The following is a 22,151-nucleotide window of genomic DNA, read 5'->3' on the forward strand; positions in this document are numbered from 1 at the left end:
TTTGGTTTGTGGGGTGTTTTTGTTATTTTTTATATCAATACTCTAATATCTCGGCCGCCCCCCCCCCCCCCCGGCCGGCGGGCGGGCGGGGGGGGGGGGGGGGCCCCCGGGCCAGGGCCCCGGCGACGGGGCGTTGCGCGATCCCCGCCGCCGGTCGGCCCTGGTGTCTACTTGTTCGGCGCCTGGTCGATGATCGACTGCATCGTGTCCTGCGCGTTCTTGATGGCGCCGTCGACGTCGTCGCCGAAGAACACCTCGTTGATCATCTGCGTCCACGGACCGTTGGCGGAGTTGATCAAATCGTTGAACACCACCGAATAAGGCGTCCTGCCCTTGGCCATCGCCTCGGCCGCCACCTGGTAGCGCGGGTCGAGTTCCTTCAGCGCGTCCTTGGCGATGTCGTTGCGCACCGGCAGGCTGCCATATTTGGCGAGGATCATCTGGCCTTCGAGCGAATAGGCGAAGTCCAGGAACTCCTTCACCACGGCGATCTTCTTGGTGCCCTTGGTGACGACGAAATTGTCGCCGCCGGCGAAGGACGACCAGCCGCCATCCTTGCCCGGCAGGAAGGTGATGCCGTAGTCGATATCAGGATATTGCGTGTTGAGCGCGCCGATGGCGAAGGCGCCGGAGGGCGAGATGCCGATCTTGCCGCCGGCGAAGGCGGCGAAGAAGTTGGCGCCGGTGTCGGTCTGCGCGCCCTCGGGTACCAGCCCCTTCTTGATCATCGAGCGGTAGAGGTCGATGGCGCCGCGCAGTTGCGGGCTGTCAAGCGTCGCCTTCGAGCCGTCTTCCGACAGGATGTCGCCGCCCGAGGCCCAGATCAGCGGCGTGAAGGTGAAGATGTTGCAGCCGCCGCAGTTGCCGGAGAAGTAAAAACCCTTGATGTCGCCGCCGAGCGCGTTGACCTTTTCGGCGTCGGCCGCGATCTCGGCCCAGTTGGCCGGCCCCTTCTCCGGGTCCAGCCCCGCCTGCTTGAACAGCTTCTTGTTCCAGATCAGCACCGAGGCGTCGGCCGAGAACGGCAGGCCATAGATGCGGTCCTTATAGGTGCCGGTCTTCACATGCGCCGGCGAGAGGCTGGAAAAATAGGGCAAGGATTTCGCCCAGTCGGTGATGTCCTCCAGCTGGCCGGCGGCGGCGAAGGACGGCGTGTAGATCAGGTCGAGCGAGAGCGCGTCGGGCGCCGTGCCGCCGGCGGCTGCGGCGCCATATTTCGGGATGATCTCAGCGTTGGGGATGATGTCGAGCTTGACCTGGTCCTTGTGCGCCTTGTTGAAGGCATCGACGATGCGCGGCATGAAGTTCGAGCCGTCGGCGCGCACCCAGATGTTGGCGGTCTCGGCGGACGCCGCCTGCAGGCCTCCGCCGATGACGGCAGCGGCAAGCATCAGCTTGGCAAGCATGGTCTTCACGTTACTCCTCCTCATGGTTCTCCTCCCAGTTGGCCACGCCGCCCGGCGGATGCGGGCGCGTGGCCTTGTTGCTTCATTCCGGCGGACTTCCGCATGACTGACGCACCACCAGGCGGCACGGCAGTTTCCTGATGCCCGGCGCGGCCGGCTGGCCGTCGACGAGCGAAAGCAGGGCAAGCCCGGCCTCGCGGCCGAGCGTCGAAAGATTCATGTCGACGGAGGTGAGCGGCGGGCGCGTCGCCTCGGCCACGATCTCCCAATTGTCGAAGCCGATGACGCCGACATCTTCGGGCACGCCGATGCCGCGCTCGCGCAGCGCATCGATGACGCCGCGCGCGATCTGGTCGTTGCCGCAGAAGACGGCGTCGGGCCACCCTTCCCTATCCGCCTTGCCGAACAGTTTTTCGACTGCCTCGTGGCCCCAGGCTTCCGACCAGGCGCCGAGCAACGGCTCGCTCTCGGCTAGGCCGTTCTCCTTGAGGACATCGCGCCAGGCTTGCGCACGCGCATGCACGACGGCGAAGCTCGCCGGCCCGCTCACATGGGCAATGCGCCGGCGGCCGAGCCGCAGAAAATGCTCCACCGCCAGCCGCGCGCCGCCGGCATCGTCGGAGACGAGGCCGATCGCGCCGGGATCGGGCTGGGTGAAGGCGTAGACGACCGGAATGCGCAGGTTGGAGAGGTCGACCGGCAGATGCCGGTCGATGCGCTTTCCGGTGGCGACGATGCCGTCGACGCGCTTGTCGAGCATGGCCTCGACATGCAGCTGGCCGAGCCGCTGGTCGTCCTCGACATTGCACAGGAACACCGACACGCCCTTGTCGACCAGCGCATCCGAAACGCCGGCCATCAGCGGCAGCGAGAAGCGGCCATAGGTATCGTTGGTGAGCAGGCCGACGGTGAAGGAGCGTCTTCTGAGCAGGCTCTGCGCCAGGCTGTTCGGCCGGAAGCCGAGATGCCTGGCCGTCTCGCGAATGCGCTCGCGCGTCTCCGCCGTCATCCGCCCCTGCCCGTTCAGCGCCTTGGACGCCGTCGCGACGCTGACGCCGGCAGCAGCCGCTACCTCGCGCAGCGTGACCGGCGGCTTGGCGGAAACTGGCGCTGGCTCGGCGTCGGAAGACATCTATATTGCAGAACCTCTCAAGTTGAGAAAACCTTTTCTCACAGAAGCCTGCTGCATTCGGGCCGAGGGGCGGATGCCGAAAGCGAAGGGTTGGGAAAAGGTTTTCTCAGATGGGAGACTAAGGCCAAGATCAAGTCGAAGGCAAGGGATTTCTCGTGGCAGCGGGAATGATTGCTCGGGCTCGAAACGCCAGCATCATGTCGACCCCTCTGTATCGAACGGGGTCCATTCTGAAGCGGCCGTCTCAGGCAAAAGGGCCTGCCGTCATTCCGTCGGGCCTCGTTGTTGTCGGGAAAGCGCCATCCGGCGAGTCCTATGGACGACCCATTACCAGAGGGAGCATCATGAGAAAGCTCATCCTCACCGAATTCATCAGCGTCGACTGCATCGCCGAGGTCGAGAAGCTCCCAGGCGTGGCTTGGAACGAGGAGATGAACACCTTCAAGGAGGACGAGCTTGCCGACAGCGGCGCCATGCTTCTCGGTCGCACGACCTATCAGATCTTTGCACGCTCGTGGCCGAAGCAGACCGGCGACTTCGCAGACCGATTCAACACGCTGCCGAAAAACGTCGCCTCGACCACGCTGAAGGACCTCGACTGGAAGCCGGCCGAATTGCTGAAAGGTCCCCTGCCCGAAGCCGTGGCGAAGCTGAAGCAGACCGGCGGCGGAAACATCTACGTGCATGGGCAGTCTCAGCGTCGCCTGGCAGTTGCTAAGCCACGGCCTCGTCGACCGCCTCAGACTGCTCAGTTACCCCGGGCGCCGTCGGCCAGGGCAAACCGCTGTTCGCGGTTGATGCGCAGGTTCCACTGGAGCTGATCTCGGCCAAGCCGTTCAGCAATGGCGTGGTGGCGTTGGTGTATGCGCCAGCAGCAGCGAACGTCTGACGAGCAACTACCCCAACCCGCGAAAACTCGACGGCGGCCGCGACACCCACGCCTCGATCTCGCGGCTCACGAATCCCGCCGCCTGGTGGTGGATGAAATGGCCGGCACCAGGCAGCGCCACTGTGGCCGAAACATTGTCGATCTCGCGGAACGTGCCGTCAAAGGCGCTCGCCGGGACATAGGGGTCGTCGGTGCCGAACAGCACCAGAGTCGGCGCCCTGACCAAGGGCAACGGGCCGATATCCGGCACCCGGCCGAGCGGGACGTTGGCCCTGTAATAACCCAGCATCGCCTCGGGGTCGGATCGTCGAAGCGACGCTGCGAGCGCCTGTCTGTCGTCCACGTCGGGGACCCAGGCGGCAAGCTCCTCAGGCGTGGGCAGGGCGGCCGCGCCGGCTTCCTGGAAACGACGGACATAGCCGAAATATCCTGCATTGCCAGAATCGGCCATGGCCCGAAGATAGTTGCGCGGGTGGGGACTGGACAGAATTATGAGGTGGCGCACCGCAGACGGCACGCGCATGGCCAGCCACCAGGCGATGGTTCCACCCCAGTCATGACCGACGATCGAGGCCTGGGAGAGTTGTTCCGCCACGAGGATGGCCAGCACGTCCTGCACCAGGTTTGGCAGCAACGCGTAGTGGGCATGTCCTCTTGGCTTGTCGCTCGACCCGAATCCGCGAAGATCCGGCGCCAACACCCTGAATTTGCTGGATAAGGCCTGGATCTGACGGCGCCAGCCAAGACCATGGTCGGGAAAGCCGTGCAGAAAAACGATCGGCGGGCCGGAGCCCGCCGCGATGTAGTGCAGTTTGACGTTTCCGTTCGACGCGAACCTGGACTCGAAACCTGTCTCCGAAGTCACCCTGAGCGGCCGCTGCGATCACATTTTGACTTCGAGGCGCAGGAACGGGCCCTGGAACACTTGGTTCTTGTGATCTGCGTTCACAAGCAGATTGTGCCAAGCTTCGACCTTGTAACCTGCGGTGAAGGTAGTGTTCGTTACCGGCGTCCAGCTCAGGCCGAGCGACGCGTCGAGGTTCGAGACCGTCTCGTTCGAACCCTGACTGGCCAGCGTTTCGGAAAAGTGATCGACAGGGTTTGTGGACGAGATATTGAAACCGACACGCTCGGTGCGGCGACCCCACATGATCGCGCCCGAAGCCGAACCCGTCAGGCCCCAGTTTTCGCCGACCGGATAGTATGCTTCCGCACCGACGCGCGGACCGATGCCCCAGTATTCGGCCGTGCCGACCTTGTCGGCGGAGATGCCTTTGTCCGCGGGATTGTTGGGCGTGAACTTCTCGGACACGTCGAATACGGTTTCGTCCGAATGCACCAGCCGCAGGCCGCCGAAGAAACGGATGTCAGCCTGCTGTACCTTCACATGCTTGCCGACGTCGAAGTCGAAAGTCTGGAAGGTGTAGCTATCGCCGTAGCTAATACCCAGGGTGCCCGGCGTATTACCAGGACCTGTGATAGGTCCCTCACCGAGCAGAGTCGAACGATCCTTGCCGACATGAAAGGCGCCGGAAAGACGCCAATCCAGGCCCGGGGAGATTTGCCTGGTCAACGCCACGGACCCGGAGATATCGCCGTTGCTATTGCCGAGTTTATCGCTGTTGAGCTTGTCATCCTTGTGGACATTGTTCCAGAAATACGCGCCCTCGAACGACAACTTGATGCGCGAATCGATGACCGCCTGGTCCGGCGGTTGCGTTTCAGTGGCGTGAGCCGTGGCCATGCCAATCGTTGTCACGGAGGCCGCCGATGCCGCCGCCGTCGCCAAAAGTTTACCCGGTACTTGAGTCCGCATGCTTGTCCCCACCCAGAATCTCGCCGGCGCCAATATTGCAGAGAGTCGTATAAAGACCTATTGCCGAGCGTGTGATCCGTCGCATTGACTCGCCGGTGTCACATCTTTGCAACACCGACAAAAAGCACCATAAATCGAAGACAGTTGCGTCTGGTGGCGACGTAGCAGGGGCATCATGGAAAATCGCGCGCATATCGAAGGCTTTCTGAACAATCTTGCCTACGCGCTCTTTGCCCAGAGTGGCCACATAGCCCCCGGACCTCGTGAAATCGGCAATCTCGTGGTCTTCGACCACCCCGATGCGGTCGACAGGATCGCCAAGGCCCCTGCCCTGTTTCGCAAGAACTTCTCGCTGATATCCGCGCTCGGCTTCAGCCGCTTCAACACCAATGACCAGGAGTGGGCGACAAGGCGCGCCATCACGCAGGACGTCTATCTGGCAGCGGCCAAGCCTGCCCAACAGCAAAGCGTGTCCGCGATCTTCGCTAACTGCCTCGCCGAATGCGAGACGTCGCTGGCTGGCATTCAGTACGCGCTCTTCGCCGGCGCCCTGACCATCTTCTACCGGGCGTTCGGCCTAGCGGCCCAGCGCCACCTGACGGCGGGCTTGATCGATCGGACGCGCGAAGTGCTGCGGCGTCTGCAGTATTATTCCTGGGTCACGCCCACCGATGTCGAGCGCAACAGCGTCATCGGCGACGCCCGTGCCGTGATAGCCGAGTTCGGAAAGCAACTGATGGCGGACCCGCGGTCCGCGGCGGAAATGGGCCGCTTCTCCGAGAAATCAGGCTCGATCGACGGTTTTTCACCGATTGAAGAGTTCGTGATGAACCTCTTCGCCGGCGTTGAAACCACCGTAACGACGGTGCTGTGGGTGATCGACAGGCTCGGCGCCAACCAGAAGGTGCAGGAGCGTATCCATGACGAGATCACCAGCGGCAAGGCAGACGCGCCATTCACCGACTGCTTCATCAACGAAACGATGCGGTATTTTCCACCGATTCCATTCCTGACACGAGAGGCAAGGGACGACGCCGAGATCTGCGGCGTGCCGCTCAGGACCGGACAACTGATCATGCTGTCGATCGTTGGCGTGCACCAGCACCCCGAATTCTGGGACAATCCGAGGACCTTCGATGCCAGCCGCAAGGAATTCATCGACAACAGTTACGACCGGCGCGCCTTCATCCCCTTCCTGACCGGGCCGCGCATGTGCGGAGGCGCCCGTCTTGGCCGCATGGAGGTCGAGCAGGCGGTCCGCGCGGTGGTGCGGCAATTCGCATTTGCCCGCACCGACGACATTATCCGCTTCGACTATGCGCTGGCGCTACGCCCGGCGAGCGGCATGGCAGTAACGGTGTCAAGGCGCTGACAAAGGCCGGTCCGTTGGGCTTGGCATGTCGCGCCAAAGCTCCCGGATCAGGCCCCCGAATTGCCTCCCGATGATTGTCTTCATGGCCGCATCGTTCTGATAGCGGCCGCTTGCCTCAGAGGCGGCAGGCTTTTCCAGATCGTGGGCCGGAAACCAGCTTCGCATCGTAGCTCGTGCGTTTTCATAAGGACTTGCGACAAAATCCTCATAAGCGACAGTGGCCACCCTTGTGGCATCAATGGTCGAGAAGTAATTCCGCCACACCGTCTCGCAGTCGGCGATATGACGCACCGTATCGATGACCGCCCTCTGGCTGATAATCTTCAATTTCGGGATTCCGGGCAGCGTCTCTCCGCCATCGAAGGGTTGCCCCGTATGGAGCATCGAAAGCAGGCTCACGGTCTGCTCGACCTTGTTACGCCGGGACAGAAAGACGTAAAATGATCCGGTGTCGTCCTCGCCGATCGAGCGGCGTGCAAAGTCCAAATTGCCTGCGAACAGCTTTGCCGCAAAGACGCCATTGACCGAGCGTTTTGCCAGAAGCTGCCGTCCATATGACGCGGCCGCCTGACCGAGCGCCGGGACGTCGATGGCGTCGTGGCCAGTCCAGCGCCGCATAAGCGGCAGGGCAAACTGCCACTGAAAATACTCGGTCGGCAGGCCGAGCCCGAAATGCCGCAGCACCCGGCAGTACGAATGGCCCGCGGTTCGCGGCGTCGTGCAGATCAGGATCTTGGCCGGCTGGCCATCCTGTCCGGCCTGATCGAAAGCAGCCAACAACAGCTTGCTGTACGCTTCCTCGAAGTGCATTCCAATCCCCAAAGTCAGCCACTCAGACGGCGGACAGGAAACCCAGGATCAGGAAGGCCTGATCAGGCGTCATCAGCGAGGGTGGACTGCCCGCATCGAGATTGTCGACGACACAGATATCGGGTCGGACCCGGCGCGTGCGCTCCAACGCGCTCCTGTCCATGAATTCACTGTTTCGCCCGTACATAGATAGCATCCTCGCATCCAGTTTGGCCGCCATGGGGAACAGGTCGTATGCACGTCCGGTCATTGCCGCGAAATTCCCGGTCGCGGCCGGATCATAAGCGAGGCGAACGCCTTCGGTGCCGGCGGCAATGCGGTTCTCGATGTAGCGGGTTAGAACCACCTCATCGACCGGACCCATTTCCGCGCTGGCAGCGCGCAGATGGTTCCTCGCAGCCGCGCGCGTCTCGAAGATCAGGGTGCTTTCGCGGATGACCGCCTCTCTCAACGCGTCCACCTTCGGCCCTCCTATCAGGGGAACATCATTGAGGACTATCCGATCGACGCGGCCGCGGTTGGCATGGAGGAACAGGATCAGGATCAGCCCGCCCCATGACGTGCCTATGAAATGGTTCTCCTTGCCGGCAAACTGGCTGAGCGCTCGCAAGCACCTGGAATAGAGATCGATGTCATAGCCCCCGCCAAGATACGCGCTGCGCCCGCGCCCGAGCAGATCGGGGCAGATCACCAGATAGCCATTGCGGCAGAGAAAGGTCGCGAGGTAATCGAAGTCGGCGCCGTTTCCGGTAAAGCCGTGGAGGCAATATACTGTACCGCGAGACTGGCCTGCCGGCTGCCAGATGCGCACGAACATCGACGCATAACGGTCGCCGAGGCGGATCAGAATCTCCTGGGTAAACCCCTCGCCAAACGCGACCTGGTCCATCATGCATCCCGCTTGCGCACGGCGCGTTTCATGGCGCCACGCGCGTCGATGAAATCGCGCTTCCAATAAACCGACTTGTCGAGGTTGAGCAGTTTCGCCTCCTTGATCAACGGCAGGATGTGAGAGGACGAGCGCGTTGCCATGACGGTTGCGGCAATTGCGCTGCCGCCCGGGTCCGGATTGAGCGGGCCATTGTTCGCGACCCATGTTTCGGCGATCTCACGGCTGGTCACGACCCAGCCGACGTATGCGACGATCACATCGTCAATGGCACCGATCAAATGCGACTGCTGCTCGATCTGATAGCGCAACGACTTCACCATCTGGCCAAATTCGTAGCCATCGAAAGGCGGGTAGTGCGCAATGAAGTTGCAGACCAGACCCAGCGAGAGCGGGTTGAAAGGGACGCGGGTGAAAAGAAGGTTGCTCATGTGGACTCAGGAAGATTCATACGGGCGCAACAATATGATGTGCCGTCGGCCTCCGGCTAGTGGGCAGACAATATGCGGCCCTATAAAGCTGCAGGCAGAGGAACGCTCAAGGCTCGGGCCGCCGAAGACACTCGCACCCGTCTAAACAGCCTTCTTCCCGCGCTTGGCGCCATGCCTGGCCACGGCCTTGTCAACGGCGCGCTTCATTTCGTCCTTGATCTCCGCCGTCTCGGCCATCAGTGCCTCGATCTTCAGGAAATCGAGCACGCGATACTTCGAGACCTTCGGGCGAATCAGGATGTCGGGCCTGGACTGCTGCAGCTTGTTGGCGATGATCGACTGCATCATCAATTGCGAGGCGCCATACATCAGGTCGACCGTGGTCGGGTGCTTGCGCTCTGCATCGCTCGGCGCTCCGACCACGTCGATCGCGATGATGATGTCGGCATCCTTTTCGAGGAGATCGAAGGGGACCGGATTGTAGATGCCGCCGTCGATCAGCAGGCAGCCATTGCGCACCACCGGACGGAACACCGCTGGGATGGCAGCCGAAGCGGCGAGCGCCGAATGCAATTCTCCCTCGGCGAGCACCGCCAGCTTGTGACCGAAATAATCGGTCGCCGTCACCTTGAGCGGGATATTCAGCGCGTCGAACGTCTGCGGGATCGGCTCAGGCAGGAAGGCCTTCAGGATGCGCTCGATGTTGAACTGGCCGACGCGGATGCCGCCCTGCATGGCCTCCGCGATCGTGCCCGGCCGCGAGCGCCACATGCGCGCCGCCACTTCGGCCCGGCTGCCGAGGATCGATCGGGCATAGCCGTGGATCTCGGCGCCCGTCATGCCCGACGCCATGCCGGCTCCCATGATGGAGCCGATAGACGAGCCGGCGATCGCCACCGGTTTGATGCCAAGCTCATCGAGAGCCTCGATGATGTGGATATGCGCGAGGCCGCGCGCGCCGCCGCCGCCGAAAGCCACCCCGAAGGTTGGGCTCATCCCTTGCCGCCCCCCGCCACCTGCACCAGCGGCGGGCCGATGACCATCACGGCGGGATCGGTCGACAGAAGCTTCTTCGCCGCCGCCTTGACGTCGGCCAGCGTCACCGCGTTGATGAGCGCGGCGCGGCGCTTCATATAGTCGATGCCGAGATTGTCGACCTGCAGCTCGACCAGCGTTGCGGCGATGGAGCTGGAGGAATCCAGGTTGTTGATGGCGTAAGCGCCGATCATGTATTTCTTGATCGCCGCGAGCTCTTCCTCGGTGGGGCCGTTCTCGGCCATGTCCTTCACCACCTGGCGCACGATCGAAAGCGTTTCGGCAGCGCGGTCCGAGCGCGTCGCCGTCGTCACCAGCAGTGAGTGTGAGTGCTCGTTGTCGACGAGATCGGAACTGACGCCATAGGCAAGGCCGCGCTTCTCGCGCACCTCCGAAAAGAGCCGGGAGGTGAAGGTCGAGCCGCCCAGGATCTCGTTCATCAGGACCGTGGCGAAGAAATCGGGGTCGCTGCGTTTCACGCCCGGCCAGGCGAGCTGCAGCGAGGTCTGCGGCAAGTCGTAGTTCACCTCGAGCTGCTGCCCCAGCTTTGGCGTGACATCCGACACCGGAGCCAGCGCCTGCTTTTCAGGCAGATCCCCGAAGACGTCGTCCAGCTTGTTGCTCAGTGACGCGGCGTCGATGTCGCCGACCACCGCCACATGCAGGCCGCCGCGGGCGAAATTGGCCTTGTGGAAGGCTCTGATGTCATCAGCGGTAATGGTGGTCAAGCTGTCCTTCGTGCCCTGGTCGGAACGCGAATAGGGATGCTTGCCATAAATGGCGCGCAGCCACCGCTGCTGCGCCACCGTGTTCGGATCGCGCTCGTTGGCGAGGATGCCGGAGAGCACCTGGGCGCGGATACGGTCGATCGGCGCCTGGTCGAAACGCGGGCTGTTCACCGCCAGCTTCAGCAGGCCGAAAGCCTCGTCCTTCTGCTCAGACAGCATGCGCATCGAACCATAGGTGCCGTCGCGCGCGGCCTGGAAACTCATCTCGGCGCCGGCATCGTCGAGCTTCTGCTGGAAGGCGTCGCTATCGAGGCCACCGGCGCCTTCGTCGAACAGGCCGGTCATCAAATTGACCAGGCCCTCCTTGCCGGCCGGATCCTGCGCGCTGCCGCCGTCGAAGACGAAGCGGATGGCGATCAGCGGAATAGAATGGTCCTCCACCATCCATGCGGTGATGCCCTTCTTCGACTTCACCTCCTGGATGTTCATCTCCGCGCGCGCCGCAAGCGCCGGCAAAAGCAGGAAGAACAGGGCAAAGCAAAGCGTGGCGACGGCGCGATAGACGCGCCCTCCTTCTTCCCTAGTCGAAGAAGGTACTGCGCTCGTATAGCCAAGAGCCATGCTCATCATCAATTCCCCGCCTGTTGCTGCGGCAAGAGATAGCCGGTGGTCGAATGGTCGAGCACCAGGTAGCGGGCGGCGACCGCCTTGACCTGGTCGGCGGTGACCTTGCGGATGCGATCCGGCCATTCCTGAACGTCCTTGACGTTGCCGCCCGTGGCAAGCGTGGAGCCATACATGTTGGCCATGTCGTCCTGCTTGTCGCGGGCAAAGATCATGGAGCGCACGTAGCGGGTCTTGGCCCGTTCCAGCTCATCGTCGCTCACGCCGTCCTTGACGATGCGGGCGATCTCGGCATCGACCGCCGCCTCGACATCGGCAAGCTTGGCGTCGCCGCGCGGCGCACCATAGACCGTGAAATTGGTGGCATCGAGCATCGTGCCCTGGAAATAGGCTGCCGCGTCTGAGGCGATCCCCTGCTTGACGACGAGCTCTTGATAAAGCCGGCTGCGGTTGCCGCCGCCGAGGATCTCGGCGAGCAGGTCGAGCGCCTCCGCCTCGCCGGGCTTGGCCGTATGATAGGATGGCACCACCCATTGCGTCGAAAAGCTCGGCACCGAGACGCGCGCGTCGGTCAGCGTCACGGTGCGTTTGGTGTTCTGCTCCGGCTCGACCGGGCGGATGCGCGGCCGCAGATCCGGACCGCGCGCGACCTTGCCGTAGGTGCGCTCGGCCATCGCCTTGACGGCATCCGGCTCGACGTCGCCCGCTACGATCAACACCGCGTTGTTGGGCCGGTAGTAGTTGTCGTAGAAGGCTTTCGCGTCCGGACGGTTCAACTGCTCCATCTCCTGCATCCAGCCGATCACCGGAATGCGGTAGGGCTGGTTCTGCCAGAGCGTCGCATCGACCTCCTCGTCGAGCACCGCCTGCGGATTGCTGTCGATGCGCGAGCGACGCTCCTCCAGGATCACATCGCGCTCGGTCTTGATGACGTCGTCGGTCAGGATCAGGTTGCGCATGCGATCGGCCTCGAAGCCCATCATCTGTTCGAGCGCCGAGGGCGGCACCGTCTCGTGGAAGGCGGTGTAGTCGTAGGAGGTGAAGGCGTTGTTCGAGCCGCCGATCTCGGACACGGCACGGTCGAACTCGCCGGCCGCATGAGTGGTCGTGGCCTTGAACATCAGGTGCTCGAAGAAATGCGCGATGCCGGATTTGCCGGGCGGCTCGTCGGCGCTGCCGATTTTGTACCAGACCATATGCGTGACGATAGGCGCGCGATGGTCCGGGATGACGACCACTTCCATGCCGTTGTCGAGCAGGAAATCCTTGACGTGGCCATCGTCGGCCGCACGGGCCGGAGCAGCCGCCACGAGCGCCAGCGTGCCGGCAAGAAGCGCCGCGCGCAGCCCAATCCGCGTAGATGTCATCAAATTCTCCGGTCCCGGTTGCGCGACGATAGGCAAGGTTCGCTGGCGAGGCAAAGTGAATTGTTCGGCATTTTCGAGGCGCGGCTATAACAACCTAAAGCGCGTCGCGATCCTTCGGATTCGCTCCATGCGCTTTAGGTCTTTGATTTTAAGCATGTCTTTGTCCCGAAACCGGTTCCCACTTCGGGACACATGCTTTAGCTGGCCTCGATGAACCGGATAACCGTTTCGCCGTAATTGCGCTCGTCCATCACCGAAAAACCGGCGCCCGGCTCGAACGGCGCCGACGCCGCCTCCTCCACGACGCAGAGCGCGCCGGGCAGAAGCCAGCCGCCGTCCCTGGCCGAGCGCAGCGCCCGTTCGCCGAGACCTTTGCCATAGGGCGGATCGGCGAAGATCAGGCCAAAGGGCGAGATCGTGCCGGCTTCGCCGAGATGGGTTGCGTCGCGGCGGAAGATTTTCGTGCGACCGGTGAGCCCATAGGCATCGACATTCTCGCGGATCAGGCCGCGCCCCTCGGTCGATTCCTCGATGAAGACGCAGTAGGATGCGCCGCGCGACAAAGCCTCCAGCCCGAGCGCGCCCGTGCCGGCGAAGAGGTCGAGCACGCGGCCGCCCTCCAGCTTGTCAGCGTAGCGATGCGCCAGGACGTTGAACACCGCCTCGCGGGTGCGGTCGGTCGTGGGGCGGATGGCATTGGTTTTCGGCGTCGCCAGCGGACGCCCGCGGAACTCACCGCCGACGATCCGCATCGCCGCCCCTCTTCGGACCGCGCGGCCTGTTGCCGCCATCGCCTTCGGGGCGCTCGCCGCGCGGCTTGCCGAACGGCTTCGCGCCCGGCTTGCCCTTGCCGCCCGGCTTGTAGGATGCCTTGCGCGCCTTCGCCTCGGCGGCCCTGGCCGCGTCGGCTTCCGCCCTGCCCTTGCCGATCGGCCGGGCGCCCGGCGCCATCCAGACATTGGCCTTGCGCTGGCCCGGCGGCTCGATCGGCCGCTGCTCGCGCTCGGATTTCTTGCCGCCGAAACGGGGCTTGTCGCCAAACCCGCCACGCGGCTTGTCGCCGAAGCCGCCGCGATCGGGTTTCGGGCCGCGCTCGCCAAACGCCCGCTCGGGCTTCGTCGAGAGCTTGCTCAGTGCCTCGTCGCGGCTGTCTTCGCGGCGCTTGCGCGCCTTGATCAGCCCGCCCTCGCCGATCGGCCGGCGGTCGCCGTCGCGCGTGAATTTCGGCCGGTCGGCCTCTTCGCGGCGCGGACCGCCGCCGCGCACCGGCTTGTTTGAAAACGGCTTCTGGATCTCGGCATCGAAATTGGCGCCGGATTCCTCGATCAGCCGTTCGCCGAGCTGCTCGCGCAAAACGCGCCCCTTGATCTCCAGCACATGGCCCTCGGGCAGATCTTCCAGCTGGAACGGTCCGTAGGAAATGCGGATCAGCCGCGTGACGTCGAGGCCAAGCGCGCCGAGGATGTTCTTCACCTCGCGATTCTTCCCTTCGCGCAGGCCGAGCGTCAGCCAGGCATTGGTTCCTTGCTCGCGGTCGAGCGAGGCCTCGATCGAACCATAGAACACGCCGTCGACGGCGATGCCCTCGCGCAGGCCGGCAAGCGCGCTTTCCTCGACCTTGCCGTGGACGCGCGCACGATAGCGCCGCAGCCAGCCGGTGGCCGGCAATTCAAGCACGCGCGACAGTCCGCCGTCATTGGTCAAAAGCAGCAGCCCCTCGGTGTTGATGTCGAGCCGGCCGATGGTCATCAGCCGCGGCAGGTCGGCGGGCAGAACGTCGAAGACGGTCTTGCGGCCTTCCGGATCGCGGTTGGTGGTGACGACGCCCGCCGGCTTGTGGAATAGGAACAGGCGCGTGCGCTCAATAGGCGGGATCTCGGTGCCGTCGAGATGGATGACGTCGTTGGCGCTGACGTTGAAAGCCGGCGAGTCCAGCACCTTGCCGTTGACCTTGACGCGGCCTGCCGCGATCAGTTCCTCGGCATCCCGGCGTGAGGCGATGCCGGCACGCGCCAGCCGCTTGGCGATACGCTCGCCTGCTTCGGGCGCGGCTTCCGAAGGACGCGGGCGCGGCTTGAAGCCGCCCTCGGGCTTTCCGGCGCCACGCGGACGATCGCTGAAATCACGCTTCGGCCGGTCGGCAAAGTCGCGCGCAGGACGCTCGCCGAACGCAGGCCGGGGGCGCTCGAAACGGCGTTCGCCACGTTCGCCTTCGGCGGCCACCGGCCGGTCACCGCGTGGCGTATAGGGCTTGCGGTCATCTCGCTTGTCGAAGGGCTTGCCGTCACCCGGCGGACCTTTGCGGAACGGCCGGTCGCCACGCTCCGCACTCTCGCCCGCTTCGCGCGGCTTGTAGCTGCGCTTGAAATCGCGGGCCGGGCGCTCGCCTTCGGCGGCCACCGGCTGGTCACCGCGTGGCGTATAGGGGGGCTTGCGGCCTTCGCGTTTGTCGAAGGGCTTGCCGTCGCGCGGCGTGCCTTTGCGGAACGGCCGGTCACCGCGCTCAGCGCCTTCACCTGTTTCACGCGGCTTGTAGCTGCGTTTGAAATCGCGGCGCTCGCCTTCGGCAGCCATAGGCCGCTCACGCTTGGCGAACGGCTTCTTGGCGCCGTGGGCCGGCTTGCCGTCTCGCCGGCCCGCCGGCTTCGAGCCGCCCTTACGCGGCCCGCGTGGAGATTTCTTGTCGTCGTCCATTACTTTGCTCGTCTTCGCCTGCTACAGCGCCGCGCGCCCTTGCGGACGCCCAACGCCGGCAGTGTCATCTTGATTTTGCGCATCTGGTGGCGCGGCAAAAACCGATTCCGGTTTTCAGGGTCTCGCGCTAGATAACAGGATCACTCTCGGGTGGCGAGGAGTAATCGGAATGGAAACCGCTTGAAACGACCGGATTTCATGGCCTTGGCGCTTGAAGAGGCCGAGGCGGCCGCCGGTCGCGGCGAAGTGCCGGTCGGCGCGGTGATCGTCAATGGCAACACGGTGATCGCGAAAGCCGGCAACCGCACGCGTGAACTGGCGGACCCGACAGCGCATGCCGAGATGCTGGCGATCCGCGAGGCCTGCCGAAGGCTCAGCAGTGAGCGCCTGACCGGCCACGACCTCTATGTGACGCTTGAGCCCTGCGCAATGTGCGCCGGTGCCATCTCCTTCGCCAGGCTGCGCCGCCTCTATTTCGGCGCAGCCGACGAGAAAGGCGGCGCGGTGGTCAACGGCACACGCTTCTTCGCTTCGCCCATCTGTCACCACGCGCCAGACATCTATCCGGGGATCGGCGAGAGCGCCGCCGCCCTCATCCTCAAGGATTTTTTTCGGGAACGGCGGGAAATCTAGGGCTCTTACAGCCCCAGCCAATCGAACCAGCCGCCCTTCTTGCCTTCCGCCTGCGCCTTGAGGCGGCGCTCCTTCTTGTATTCGTCCTCGCCGAGCTCATTCTGCGGCGCGGTGGCGGCAGCCTGGCGATAGGCAAGCGGGGGCTCGCTCAGATATTTGCGCACGTTCGGGTTGCCTTGCTTCTGCTCGGCAAGCCGGCGCTGGATCTCCGCGGTGCGCGTAGCGCTGGAATCATCAGGCGACCAGCGCGGCGGGTGGCTGGATCCGGACTCCGCCATCGCCTTCTTCACCGCCTCTGGATCGGTCTGAACATCCTCGACCGCTTCCGGCTGGTAATTCGGATCGTTCTGGTGGGCGGTGGCATCGGCGCGGATGCGGGCGCGGCGGGCCTCCGGCGATTCGGGCCAATCGGCGCTCGCCGTCTCGATGCTCTGCTGCGGCGGCGGCAGGTTTTGCTTCTGCCCCGGCGCGGGCTTCACCAGGTCAGGACGCGGCTTGTAGTCGATCGCATCGCGGTGCTTCGGCGTGATCGAGGCAGCGCCGGAAACATCGTCGAACAGCTGCGCGGCTGCCGTCTTGTCGGTTCCGTAGGTCGGCGAACTCATGCACCCCGACAAGGCGATGGCCGATACCACAAGCGGCGCCACCAGCGCGGCGCGCGCGAACGTCCTGTCGGTCATGCCAAAAAGTCCCACTCTCACTGCCTTTCGGTCGCCACCGGCCAAGGGCACGGTCCCCTTCTTCCCCGCACTTGCGATGGAAATCCGGCGACAATTTGTCTGCCGGAGTGTCGCGTGTTTACCTCAACCGCTTATTAAGGGCAACGCACGGGCGGATATGGGCCGCCCGGCGTGGTACTTTTGCACTTATTTGACCGGCGCACGTCGTTGATCCCAAAATCGCTGCACACTTTTGGGCGACATGCACTTATAAGCGTCCGAGCGCCTTCAGCTCGTGCAGCACGGCCGCGTCGCGGGCCGAGACGTCCGGGAATTCCGGATCCTGGCCCACATCGGCGGTGTAGCGCCAGGACCGCGCGCATTTGGCAAGGCCGCGATCCTCGGCTTTCTCCACCACCACCGCCACGCCCTTGACGTCGTCGAGCGCGAAGGCGCCTTGCGGCGCCTTGCCATGCTTGATGACGAGGTCGCTGGTGATCGCCATCTCGGCCATGTCGACATCGGCGATGGCCGCTTCCAGCGCGGCGTCATCCAGCGTCACCACCGGCACCGCCTCGAGCGAAGAGCCGATCAACTTCTCGGCCCGCGCGATCTCCAGCGCGCCGGTGATGACGCGGCGCACCTGCCTCACCTTGCTCCATTTCTCGGCCAGCGCCTCGTCGCGCCAGTTCTGCGGAATCTCCGGGAACTGGTCGAGATGCACCGAGACGGCCTCCGGATGGCGGTCGAGCCAGGCTTCCTCGGTGGTGAAGGGCAACATCGGCGCCAGCCATTTCACCAGGCATTCGAAGAGGTGGCGAACCACCTGCACAGCCGCCCTGCGGCGCAGGCTGGACGGCCCGTCGCAATAGAGCGCGTCCTTGCGGATGTCGAAGTAGAAGGCCGAAAGCTCGACCACCATGAAGTCCAGCAGCGCGCGGGTGATGCGCTTGAACTCGAACGCGTCGTAGCCCTGACGCACCACCTCGTCCAACTCGGACAGCCGGTGCAGCATCAGCCGCTCCAGCTCCGGCATCGTCTCCACCGCCACATCATTGCCGTCGTCATGGGCGAGCGTGCCCAGCATCCAGCGAATGGTGTTCCTGAGCTTGCGATAGGCGTCGATATTGGTCTGCAGCACGTTCTTGCCGAGCCGCTGGTCTTCCCAATAGTCGGTCGTCACGACCCAGAGCCGCAGGATATCGGCCCCGGACTGTTTTATCACGTCCTGCGGCACCACCGTGTTGCCGAGCGATTTCGACATCTTGCGGCCCTCCTCGTCCATGGTGAAACCATGGGTGATGACCGCTTCGTAAGGCGCCCTGCCCCTTGTGCCGCAGCTTTCGAGCAGCGAGGAATGGAACCAGCCGCGATGCTGGTCGGAGCCCTCCAGATAGACGTCGGCCGGCCATTTGAGGTCCGGACGGTCTTCCAGCGTGAAGACATGGGTCGAGCCGGAATCGAACCAGACGTCCAGGATGTCCATCACCTGCTGCCATTTCGAGGCATCGTGATTGCCGAGGAAACGTTCCTTGGCGCCGTCGGCGAACCAGGCGTCCGCGCCCTCCTTCTCGAAGGCGTCCATGATGCGCTGGTTGACGGCCTCGTCCTTCAGCACATTGCCGTCCTCGTCTGCGAAGACGGCGATCGGCACGCCCCAGGCGCGCTGGCGCGAAAGCACCCAGTCCGGGCGCTCTTCGATCATGGCGCGGATGCGGTTCTGGCCGGCCGCCGGCACGAAACGGGTATCGTCGATCGCCGTGAGCGCGCGGCTGCGCAGCGTCGTGCCGTCGCCGAGGTCCTTGTCCATGTAGACGAACCATTGCGGCGTGTTGCGGAAGATAACCGGCTTCTTCGAGCGCCAGGAATGCGGATAGCTGTGCTTCAGCCGACCGCGGGCGAAAAGCGCGTTGCGTTTGATCAGCTCATCGATGACCGCCTGATTGGCGTTGCCCTTCTTGCCGTTGTCGTCGATGACGCGCGCAGCACCCCCTTCGCGTCCCGGGCCGAAGCCCGGCGCGTCCTTGGTGAAGAAGCCAGCATCATCGACCGTGAATGGTATCGTGGTGTCGACGCCGCGTGCCCGAAGCTCGGCGGCCGCCTCCATCCACGCGTCGAAGTCCTCGCGGCCATGCCCGGGCGCGGTGTGGACGAAGCCGGTGCCGGCGTCATCGGTGACATGCTCGCCGGCAACCATCGGCACCGGGAACTCATAGCCGCGGCCGAGGCCCTTGAAAGGATGCGAAAGCGTAATCTTCCCAAGCTGTTGGGCCGATACGCTGTGAAGCCTGTTCAACGTGACCTTGGCCTTGGCAGCGCATTCCTCGGCCAGCGCGTCGGCAAAGATCAGCTTCTCGCCGGGCTGCGGGCCGAAGGCGTTCTCGGCCGCCGTCACCTCATAGAGGCCATAGCCGATGCGTGGCGAATAGCTGACGGCGCGGTTGCCGGGGATGGTCCAGGGCGTCGTCGTCCAGATGACGACATGCGCCTCGACGAGGTCGAGCGCTGCTTCGTCTAGCGCCGGCGCGGCGCCGGCGACCGGCTGGGCAAGACTCGCGACCGGGAACTTCACCCAGATCGTGTCGCTCTCATAGTCCTGGTACTCGACTTCGGCCTCGGCAAGCGCGGTGCGCTCGACCACGCTCCACATCACCGGCTTCGAGCCGCGGTAGAGCTGCCCCGACATGGCGAATTTCAACAGTTCGCCGGCGATGCGCGACTCGGCGTGGTAGGCCATGGTCGTGTAGGGATTGTCGAAATCGCCGATGACGCCCAGGCGCTGGAACTCGCCGCCTTGAACCTGGATCCAATGGGCGGCGAAGTCGCGGCATTCCTTGCGAAACTCGTTGACCGGCACTTCGTCCTTGTTCTTGCCCTTGGCGCGGTACTGCTCCTCGATCTTCCATTCGATCGGCAGGCCATGGCAGTCCCAGCCCGGCACGTAATTGGCGTCATAGCCGCGCATCTGGAAGGAGCGGTTGATGACGTCCTTGAGGATCTTGTTCAGCGCATGGCCGATGTGGATGTTGCCGTTGGCGTACGGCGGACCGTCATGCAGCACGAACTTCTCGCGGCCGGCGGCCTCCTCGCGAAGCCTTCTGTAAAGGTCCATGTCCTGCCAGCGCTTGACAAGGCCGGGCTCCTTCTCGGGCAGTCCGGCCCGCATCGGGAAATCCGTCCGCGGCAAATAGAGCGTTTTGGAATAGTCGATCGTCTCAGCAGTGTTGGTCATTGGGGTGTCGGTCATTGATCTGCCATCTGCGTTGCCCGACGGCGGAAAGCCCGGGCGGTGAACTAGCATCTTCTTGGAAAAGCGCGAGGCGCGCGCGAAAACTCCCGGCGGCTCCAGCGGCGCTCAGGCCACCCGGAACACCGGGCCCGTAATTCGTATCGCGATCGCGAAAAAGCGCGAAAAGCTCATCATGGCGTGGCTTTTAGCGGATGGCGCGGCAGGAATAAAGCGCGGAATTCAAGGCAGGAAGCCGGTTCGCGGCTTACATGGTGAAATTGAAGCGATAAGTGGTCGAGACACCGAAGGTCCATTGGTTTCGGTCGCCCCGCTCCTTGACCAGGCTGGAATCAGCAGCCGGACCCATCAGGCGAGAATATTCAGTGAAGACGCTGGCCGTCATCGGCTCGGTCACCTTCCAAGTGATCGCGCCGCCGAGGCCCGTCGATTTCAGGCCGCCGCCCGGATGGTACTCGCTCAAGCCCGAAGCCGCCGCTTCCTTGGCGTTGACGCCATAATAGGCGTCGAAATAGTTGGATGACGCGAAGGAGACGCGCGGGCCGCCGGAAATGCGGACCGTCGGCGTGATGTCATAGAAGGTGTCCGCGGCGATGTCGGCGACGAAACCGTTATGGGCACGAATGCCGTGCCGCAATTCGGCCCGCGCCCTCACCCAATCCAGCGGATAGAATTCGAAGAAGCCGCCCGCTTCACCGCCCCAGCGCACGGGATCGAGCCCCTTGAGCTCGTCCTTGCTGTCGCGAGAAAATATGAACTTGCCGGTCAGGCCGGCGCGAACCGAACCGTCGTCGATCAGCGCCAGAGAAATATTGTCGTTGCGCGAGGTGAAGCGCGCCTCGGGACCGACCTTGCCGAGCGAGATGATCGGCTGGGCGCTGACCATATATTTCCTGCCGCCCTCGAAGTTCGGCGCGACGAGGCCGGTGGCGCCGAGCGTCAGGTACCAGTCGCCGGATATCCAACCGCCCCCGCCTGCCTGGGCGACGGGCGCGGTGAACAGACCCATGGCAAGGGCCAGTGGAATCGTCCCGACAATACGCATCGTCACCCCTTACGCGAAACGCGCCGGCAAGACCATCCGCCGACGCTCAAGCCATGCCGCGAGTTGGGTAAAATTTGATTTAAAACCGCTAAGATCGGAACCGGCCGGCGACCTAAAAGCGCGTCGCGATCCTTCGGATTCGCTCCATGCGCTGTAGGTCTCTGATTTTACGCATGTCTTTATCCCGAAACCGGTTCCCACCTTCGGGAGACATGCTTTAGCCGATACAGCGATTGCGCCGCGACATCTCGATCAGATCGCAGGCGGCTTCCAGTCCGCCGGTCAGCGGCGTTGACGAGCCGTAGGCAAGGGCCGCCTCGCGCCACTGCGCCCGGATCGCCGGATTGCCGGCTTTCCGGACCGCCTGTCGCCAGATTTCAGGATCGTCGTGATTGGCCACGACCAGTCCGGCCCCGCTGGCTTCGACATATTTTGCGTATCCGCAAGCGGCCGACGCGATGACCGGGAGGCCATTTGCGAGCGCCTCGAGGATCACCGTGCCGGTATTTTCCAGGCGTGCCGGGTGCAGCATGAAATCGCTTGCAATCACAATCGCCGGGATGTCCTCCTGGATACCCAGGAGGATGACCCGGTGCGACATGCCGCACTTGGCAATAAGACTGCGAAGCCGGATTTCCTCCTCGCTGTTTTTGCGAAGACCGGCCACCAGCCAATGAATGTCCGGGAACGCCTGCAGGGCCTTCACCGCCCGGTCGAGACCCTTCACTTTCATTCTGTTCGCGATGCTCAACGCAATCACGGCCTGGCGGGGAAGCCCGAAACGATCGCGGATTTCATTGCGGTCGGCTGCCAGCAACTCCGGCCGGCGGCGTTTTGGATCGAGCGTCGGTCCGACAACATGGATCCGCGCCTCCTCGGTTCGCCAGAAGTCGCGGTAAAGCGCTGCCTGGTGCTCGCTGAGCGCAATGATCTGCACGGCGCTGCCGGGGGCAAAGATCATCGATTCGAGCTTCTGCTGGCGAATGAAGCGGGGCGAAAACGGCCGCCACCAGCCGAGCTTCGAGGCAAAATAAGGCGGGTCGCCCGCATAGTAGACGTCCAGGCCCGCCATCTTGTTGAAACCGACCACGCAGTCGAAATCCCGCTTGGCCGTCAGCAGGGTCTTTCCCAGCGCATATTCGGTGCCCGGATTGGAGATAGCCCGGGCAGGCTGGACCTTTATCGCCGCCGAGCTGTCGACATGGCCGACCTGGCGTGTCGTCAGAATCGTCACGCTATGGCCGCGCTTGACCAGCCGGTCGCTGATGTTGAGACAATCCCTTTGCAGACCCCCATTCATAAACAGGGCAGAGATTGCGCAGCAAATTCTCATTGTATGTTCCGGAAGCGCCATTTACCCAGGTCCGATCGAGC

General features: G+C 63.7%; 19 protein-coding genes. 3 read left to right on the forward strand and 16 right to left on the reverse strand.

The features are described from left to right. Nucleotides 1–167: 167 nt before the first annotated feature. Both P9272_RS25035 and P9272_RS25040 read right to left on the reverse strand, forming a co-directional pair. On the reverse strand, nt 168–1,415 hold the full coding sequence (locus P9272_RS25035; RefSeq protein ID WP_278162600.1) for a sugar ABC transporter substrate-binding protein: 1,248 nt from the start codon (nt 1,413–1,415) through the stop codon (nt 168–170). Between the two features lie 73 nt (nt 1,416–1,488). Further along, nucleotides 1,489–2,538, reverse strand: a complete 1,050-nt coding sequence (locus P9272_RS25040; protein ID WP_278162601.1) for a LacI family DNA-binding transcriptional regulator — start codon at nt 2,536–2,538, stop codon at nt 1,489–1,491. A gap of 344 nt (nt 2,539–2,882) precedes the next feature. Between P9272_RS25040 and P9272_RS25045 the strand changes: the two genes are divergently transcribed. Next, nucleotides 2,883–3,359, forward strand: coding sequence for a dihydrofolate reductase family protein (locus tag P9272_RS25045; protein ID WP_278162602.1), 477 nt, complete (start codon nt 2,883–2,885; stop codon nt 3,357–3,359). Nucleotides 3,360–3,434: 75 nt separating this feature from the next. On the opposite strand, the gene P9272_RS25050 is transcribed toward P9272_RS25045, so the two are convergent. After that, nucleotides 3,435–4,292, reverse strand: a complete 858-nt coding sequence (locus tag P9272_RS25050) for an alpha/beta hydrolase (protein WP_278162603.1) — start codon at nt 4,290–4,292, stop codon at nt 3,435–3,437. An 18-nt stretch (nt 4,293–4,310) separates the two neighbouring features. After that, nucleotides 4,311–5,243 (reverse strand): Lpg1974 family pore-forming outer membrane protein, encoded by a 933-nt coding sequence (locus tag P9272_RS25055; RefSeq protein WP_278162604.1) that lies wholly within the window; start codon nt 5,241–5,243, stop codon nt 4,311–4,313. Nucleotides 5,244–5,418: 175 nt separating this feature from the next. Here P9272_RS25055 and P9272_RS25060 point away from each other — a divergent pair, with 175 nt between their 5' ends. Continuing rightward, nucleotides 5,419–6,615: a cytochrome P450 gene (locus tag P9272_RS25060; protein ID WP_278162605.1), complete on the forward strand. Its 1,197-nt coding sequence runs from the start codon at nt 5,419–5,421 to the stop codon at nt 6,613–6,615. Here P9272_RS25060 and P9272_RS25065 read toward each other — a convergent pair. From P9272_RS25065 to P9272_RS25100, 8 genes are all read right to left on the reverse strand, one after another. Continuing rightward, nucleotides 6,604–7,425 (reverse strand): Stf0 family sulfotransferase, encoded by an 822-nt coding sequence (locus tag P9272_RS25065; protein WP_278162606.1) that lies wholly within the window; start codon nt 7,423–7,425, stop codon nt 6,604–6,606. The genes P9272_RS25060 and P9272_RS25065 overlap by 12 nt on opposite strands. A gap of 22 nt (nt 7,426–7,447) precedes the next feature. After that, nucleotides 7,448–8,317 carry an alpha/beta hydrolase gene (locus P9272_RS25070; protein ID WP_278162607.1) on the reverse strand — a complete coding sequence of 290 codons (870 nt, stop codon included), beginning with the start codon at nt 8,315–8,317 and terminating at the stop codon, nt 7,448–7,450. After that, entirely contained in the window at nt 8,314–8,745 is a 432-nt protein-coding gene (locus tag P9272_RS25075) for a hypothetical protein (RefSeq protein ID WP_278162608.1), read from the reverse strand. Before P9272_RS25075 ends, P9272_RS25070 begins: the two co-directional genes overlap by 4 nt. A gap of 141 nt (nt 8,746–8,886) precedes the next feature. After that, nucleotides 8,887–9,741 (reverse strand): patatin-like phospholipase family protein, encoded by an 855-nt coding sequence (locus P9272_RS25080; protein WP_278162609.1) that lies wholly within the window; start codon nt 9,739–9,741, stop codon nt 8,887–8,889. Next, nucleotides 9,738–11,129: a pitrilysin family protein gene (locus P9272_RS25085; protein ID WP_278162639.1), complete on the reverse strand. Its 1,392-nt coding sequence runs from the start codon at nt 11,127–11,129 to the stop codon at nt 9,738–9,740. The genes P9272_RS25080 and P9272_RS25085 overlap by 4 nt, the downstream gene beginning before the upstream one ends. Nucleotides 11,130–11,137: 8 nt before the next feature. After that, a complete protein-coding gene (locus P9272_RS25090) occupies nt 11,138–12,499 on the reverse strand; it encodes a pitrilysin family protein (RefSeq protein WP_128259464.1) in 1,362 nt (453 codons plus the stop codon). Between the two features lie 197 nt (nt 12,500–12,696). Next, a complete protein-coding gene (rsmD, locus tag P9272_RS25095; protein ID WP_278162610.1) occupies nt 12,697–13,251 on the reverse strand; it encodes a 16S rRNA (guanine(966)-N(2))-methyltransferase RsmD in 555 nt (184 codons plus the stop codon). Beyond that, nucleotides 13,232–15,193, reverse strand: coding sequence for a pseudouridine synthase (locus P9272_RS25100; protein WP_278162611.1), 1,962 nt, complete (start codon nt 15,191–15,193; stop codon nt 13,232–13,234). Before P9272_RS25100 ends, rsmD begins: the two co-directional genes overlap by 20 nt. 180 nt (nt 15,194–15,373) lie before the next feature. Between P9272_RS25100 and P9272_RS25105 the strand changes: the two genes are divergently transcribed. Further along, nucleotides 15,374–15,826, forward strand: a complete 453-nt coding sequence (locus P9272_RS25105) for a nucleoside deaminase (protein WP_128259467.1) — start codon at nt 15,374–15,376, stop codon at nt 15,824–15,826. Between the two features lie 5 nt (nt 15,827–15,831). Here P9272_RS25105 and P9272_RS25110 read toward each other — a convergent pair whose 3' ends face one another. The 4 genes from P9272_RS25110 to P9272_RS25125 form a co-directional block, all read right to left on the reverse strand. Beyond that, nucleotides 15,832–16,506 (reverse strand): hypothetical protein, encoded by a 675-nt coding sequence (locus P9272_RS25110; RefSeq protein ID WP_128259468.1) that lies wholly within the window; start codon nt 16,504–16,506, stop codon nt 15,832–15,834. 247 nt (nt 16,507–16,753) lie between these two features. Further along, nucleotides 16,754–19,717 (reverse strand): isoleucine--tRNA ligase, encoded by a 2,964-nt coding sequence (gene ileS, locus P9272_RS25115; RefSeq protein WP_278162612.1) that lies wholly within the window; start codon nt 19,715–19,717, stop codon nt 16,754–16,756. 262 nt (nt 19,718–19,979) lie between these two features. Continuing rightward, the gene (locus P9272_RS25120; protein ID WP_278162613.1) at nt 19,980–20,777 is read right to left on the reverse strand and encodes a MipA/OmpV family protein; all 798 of its coding nucleotides are present in this window, start codon (nt 20,775–20,777) and stop codon (nt 19,980–19,982) included. Nucleotides 20,778–20,994: 217 nt separating this feature from the next. Continuing rightward, nucleotides 20,995–22,131, reverse strand: coding sequence for a glycosyltransferase family 4 protein (locus P9272_RS25125; RefSeq protein WP_347404066.1), 1,137 nt, complete (start codon nt 22,129–22,131; stop codon nt 20,995–20,997). Between the last annotated feature and the right edge of the window lie 20 nt (nt 22,132–22,151).

The organism is Mesorhizobium sp. WSM4976 (genome assembly GCF_029625685.1).
GTDB lineage: Bacteria > Pseudomonadota > Alphaproteobacteria > Rhizobiales > Rhizobiaceae > Mesorhizobium.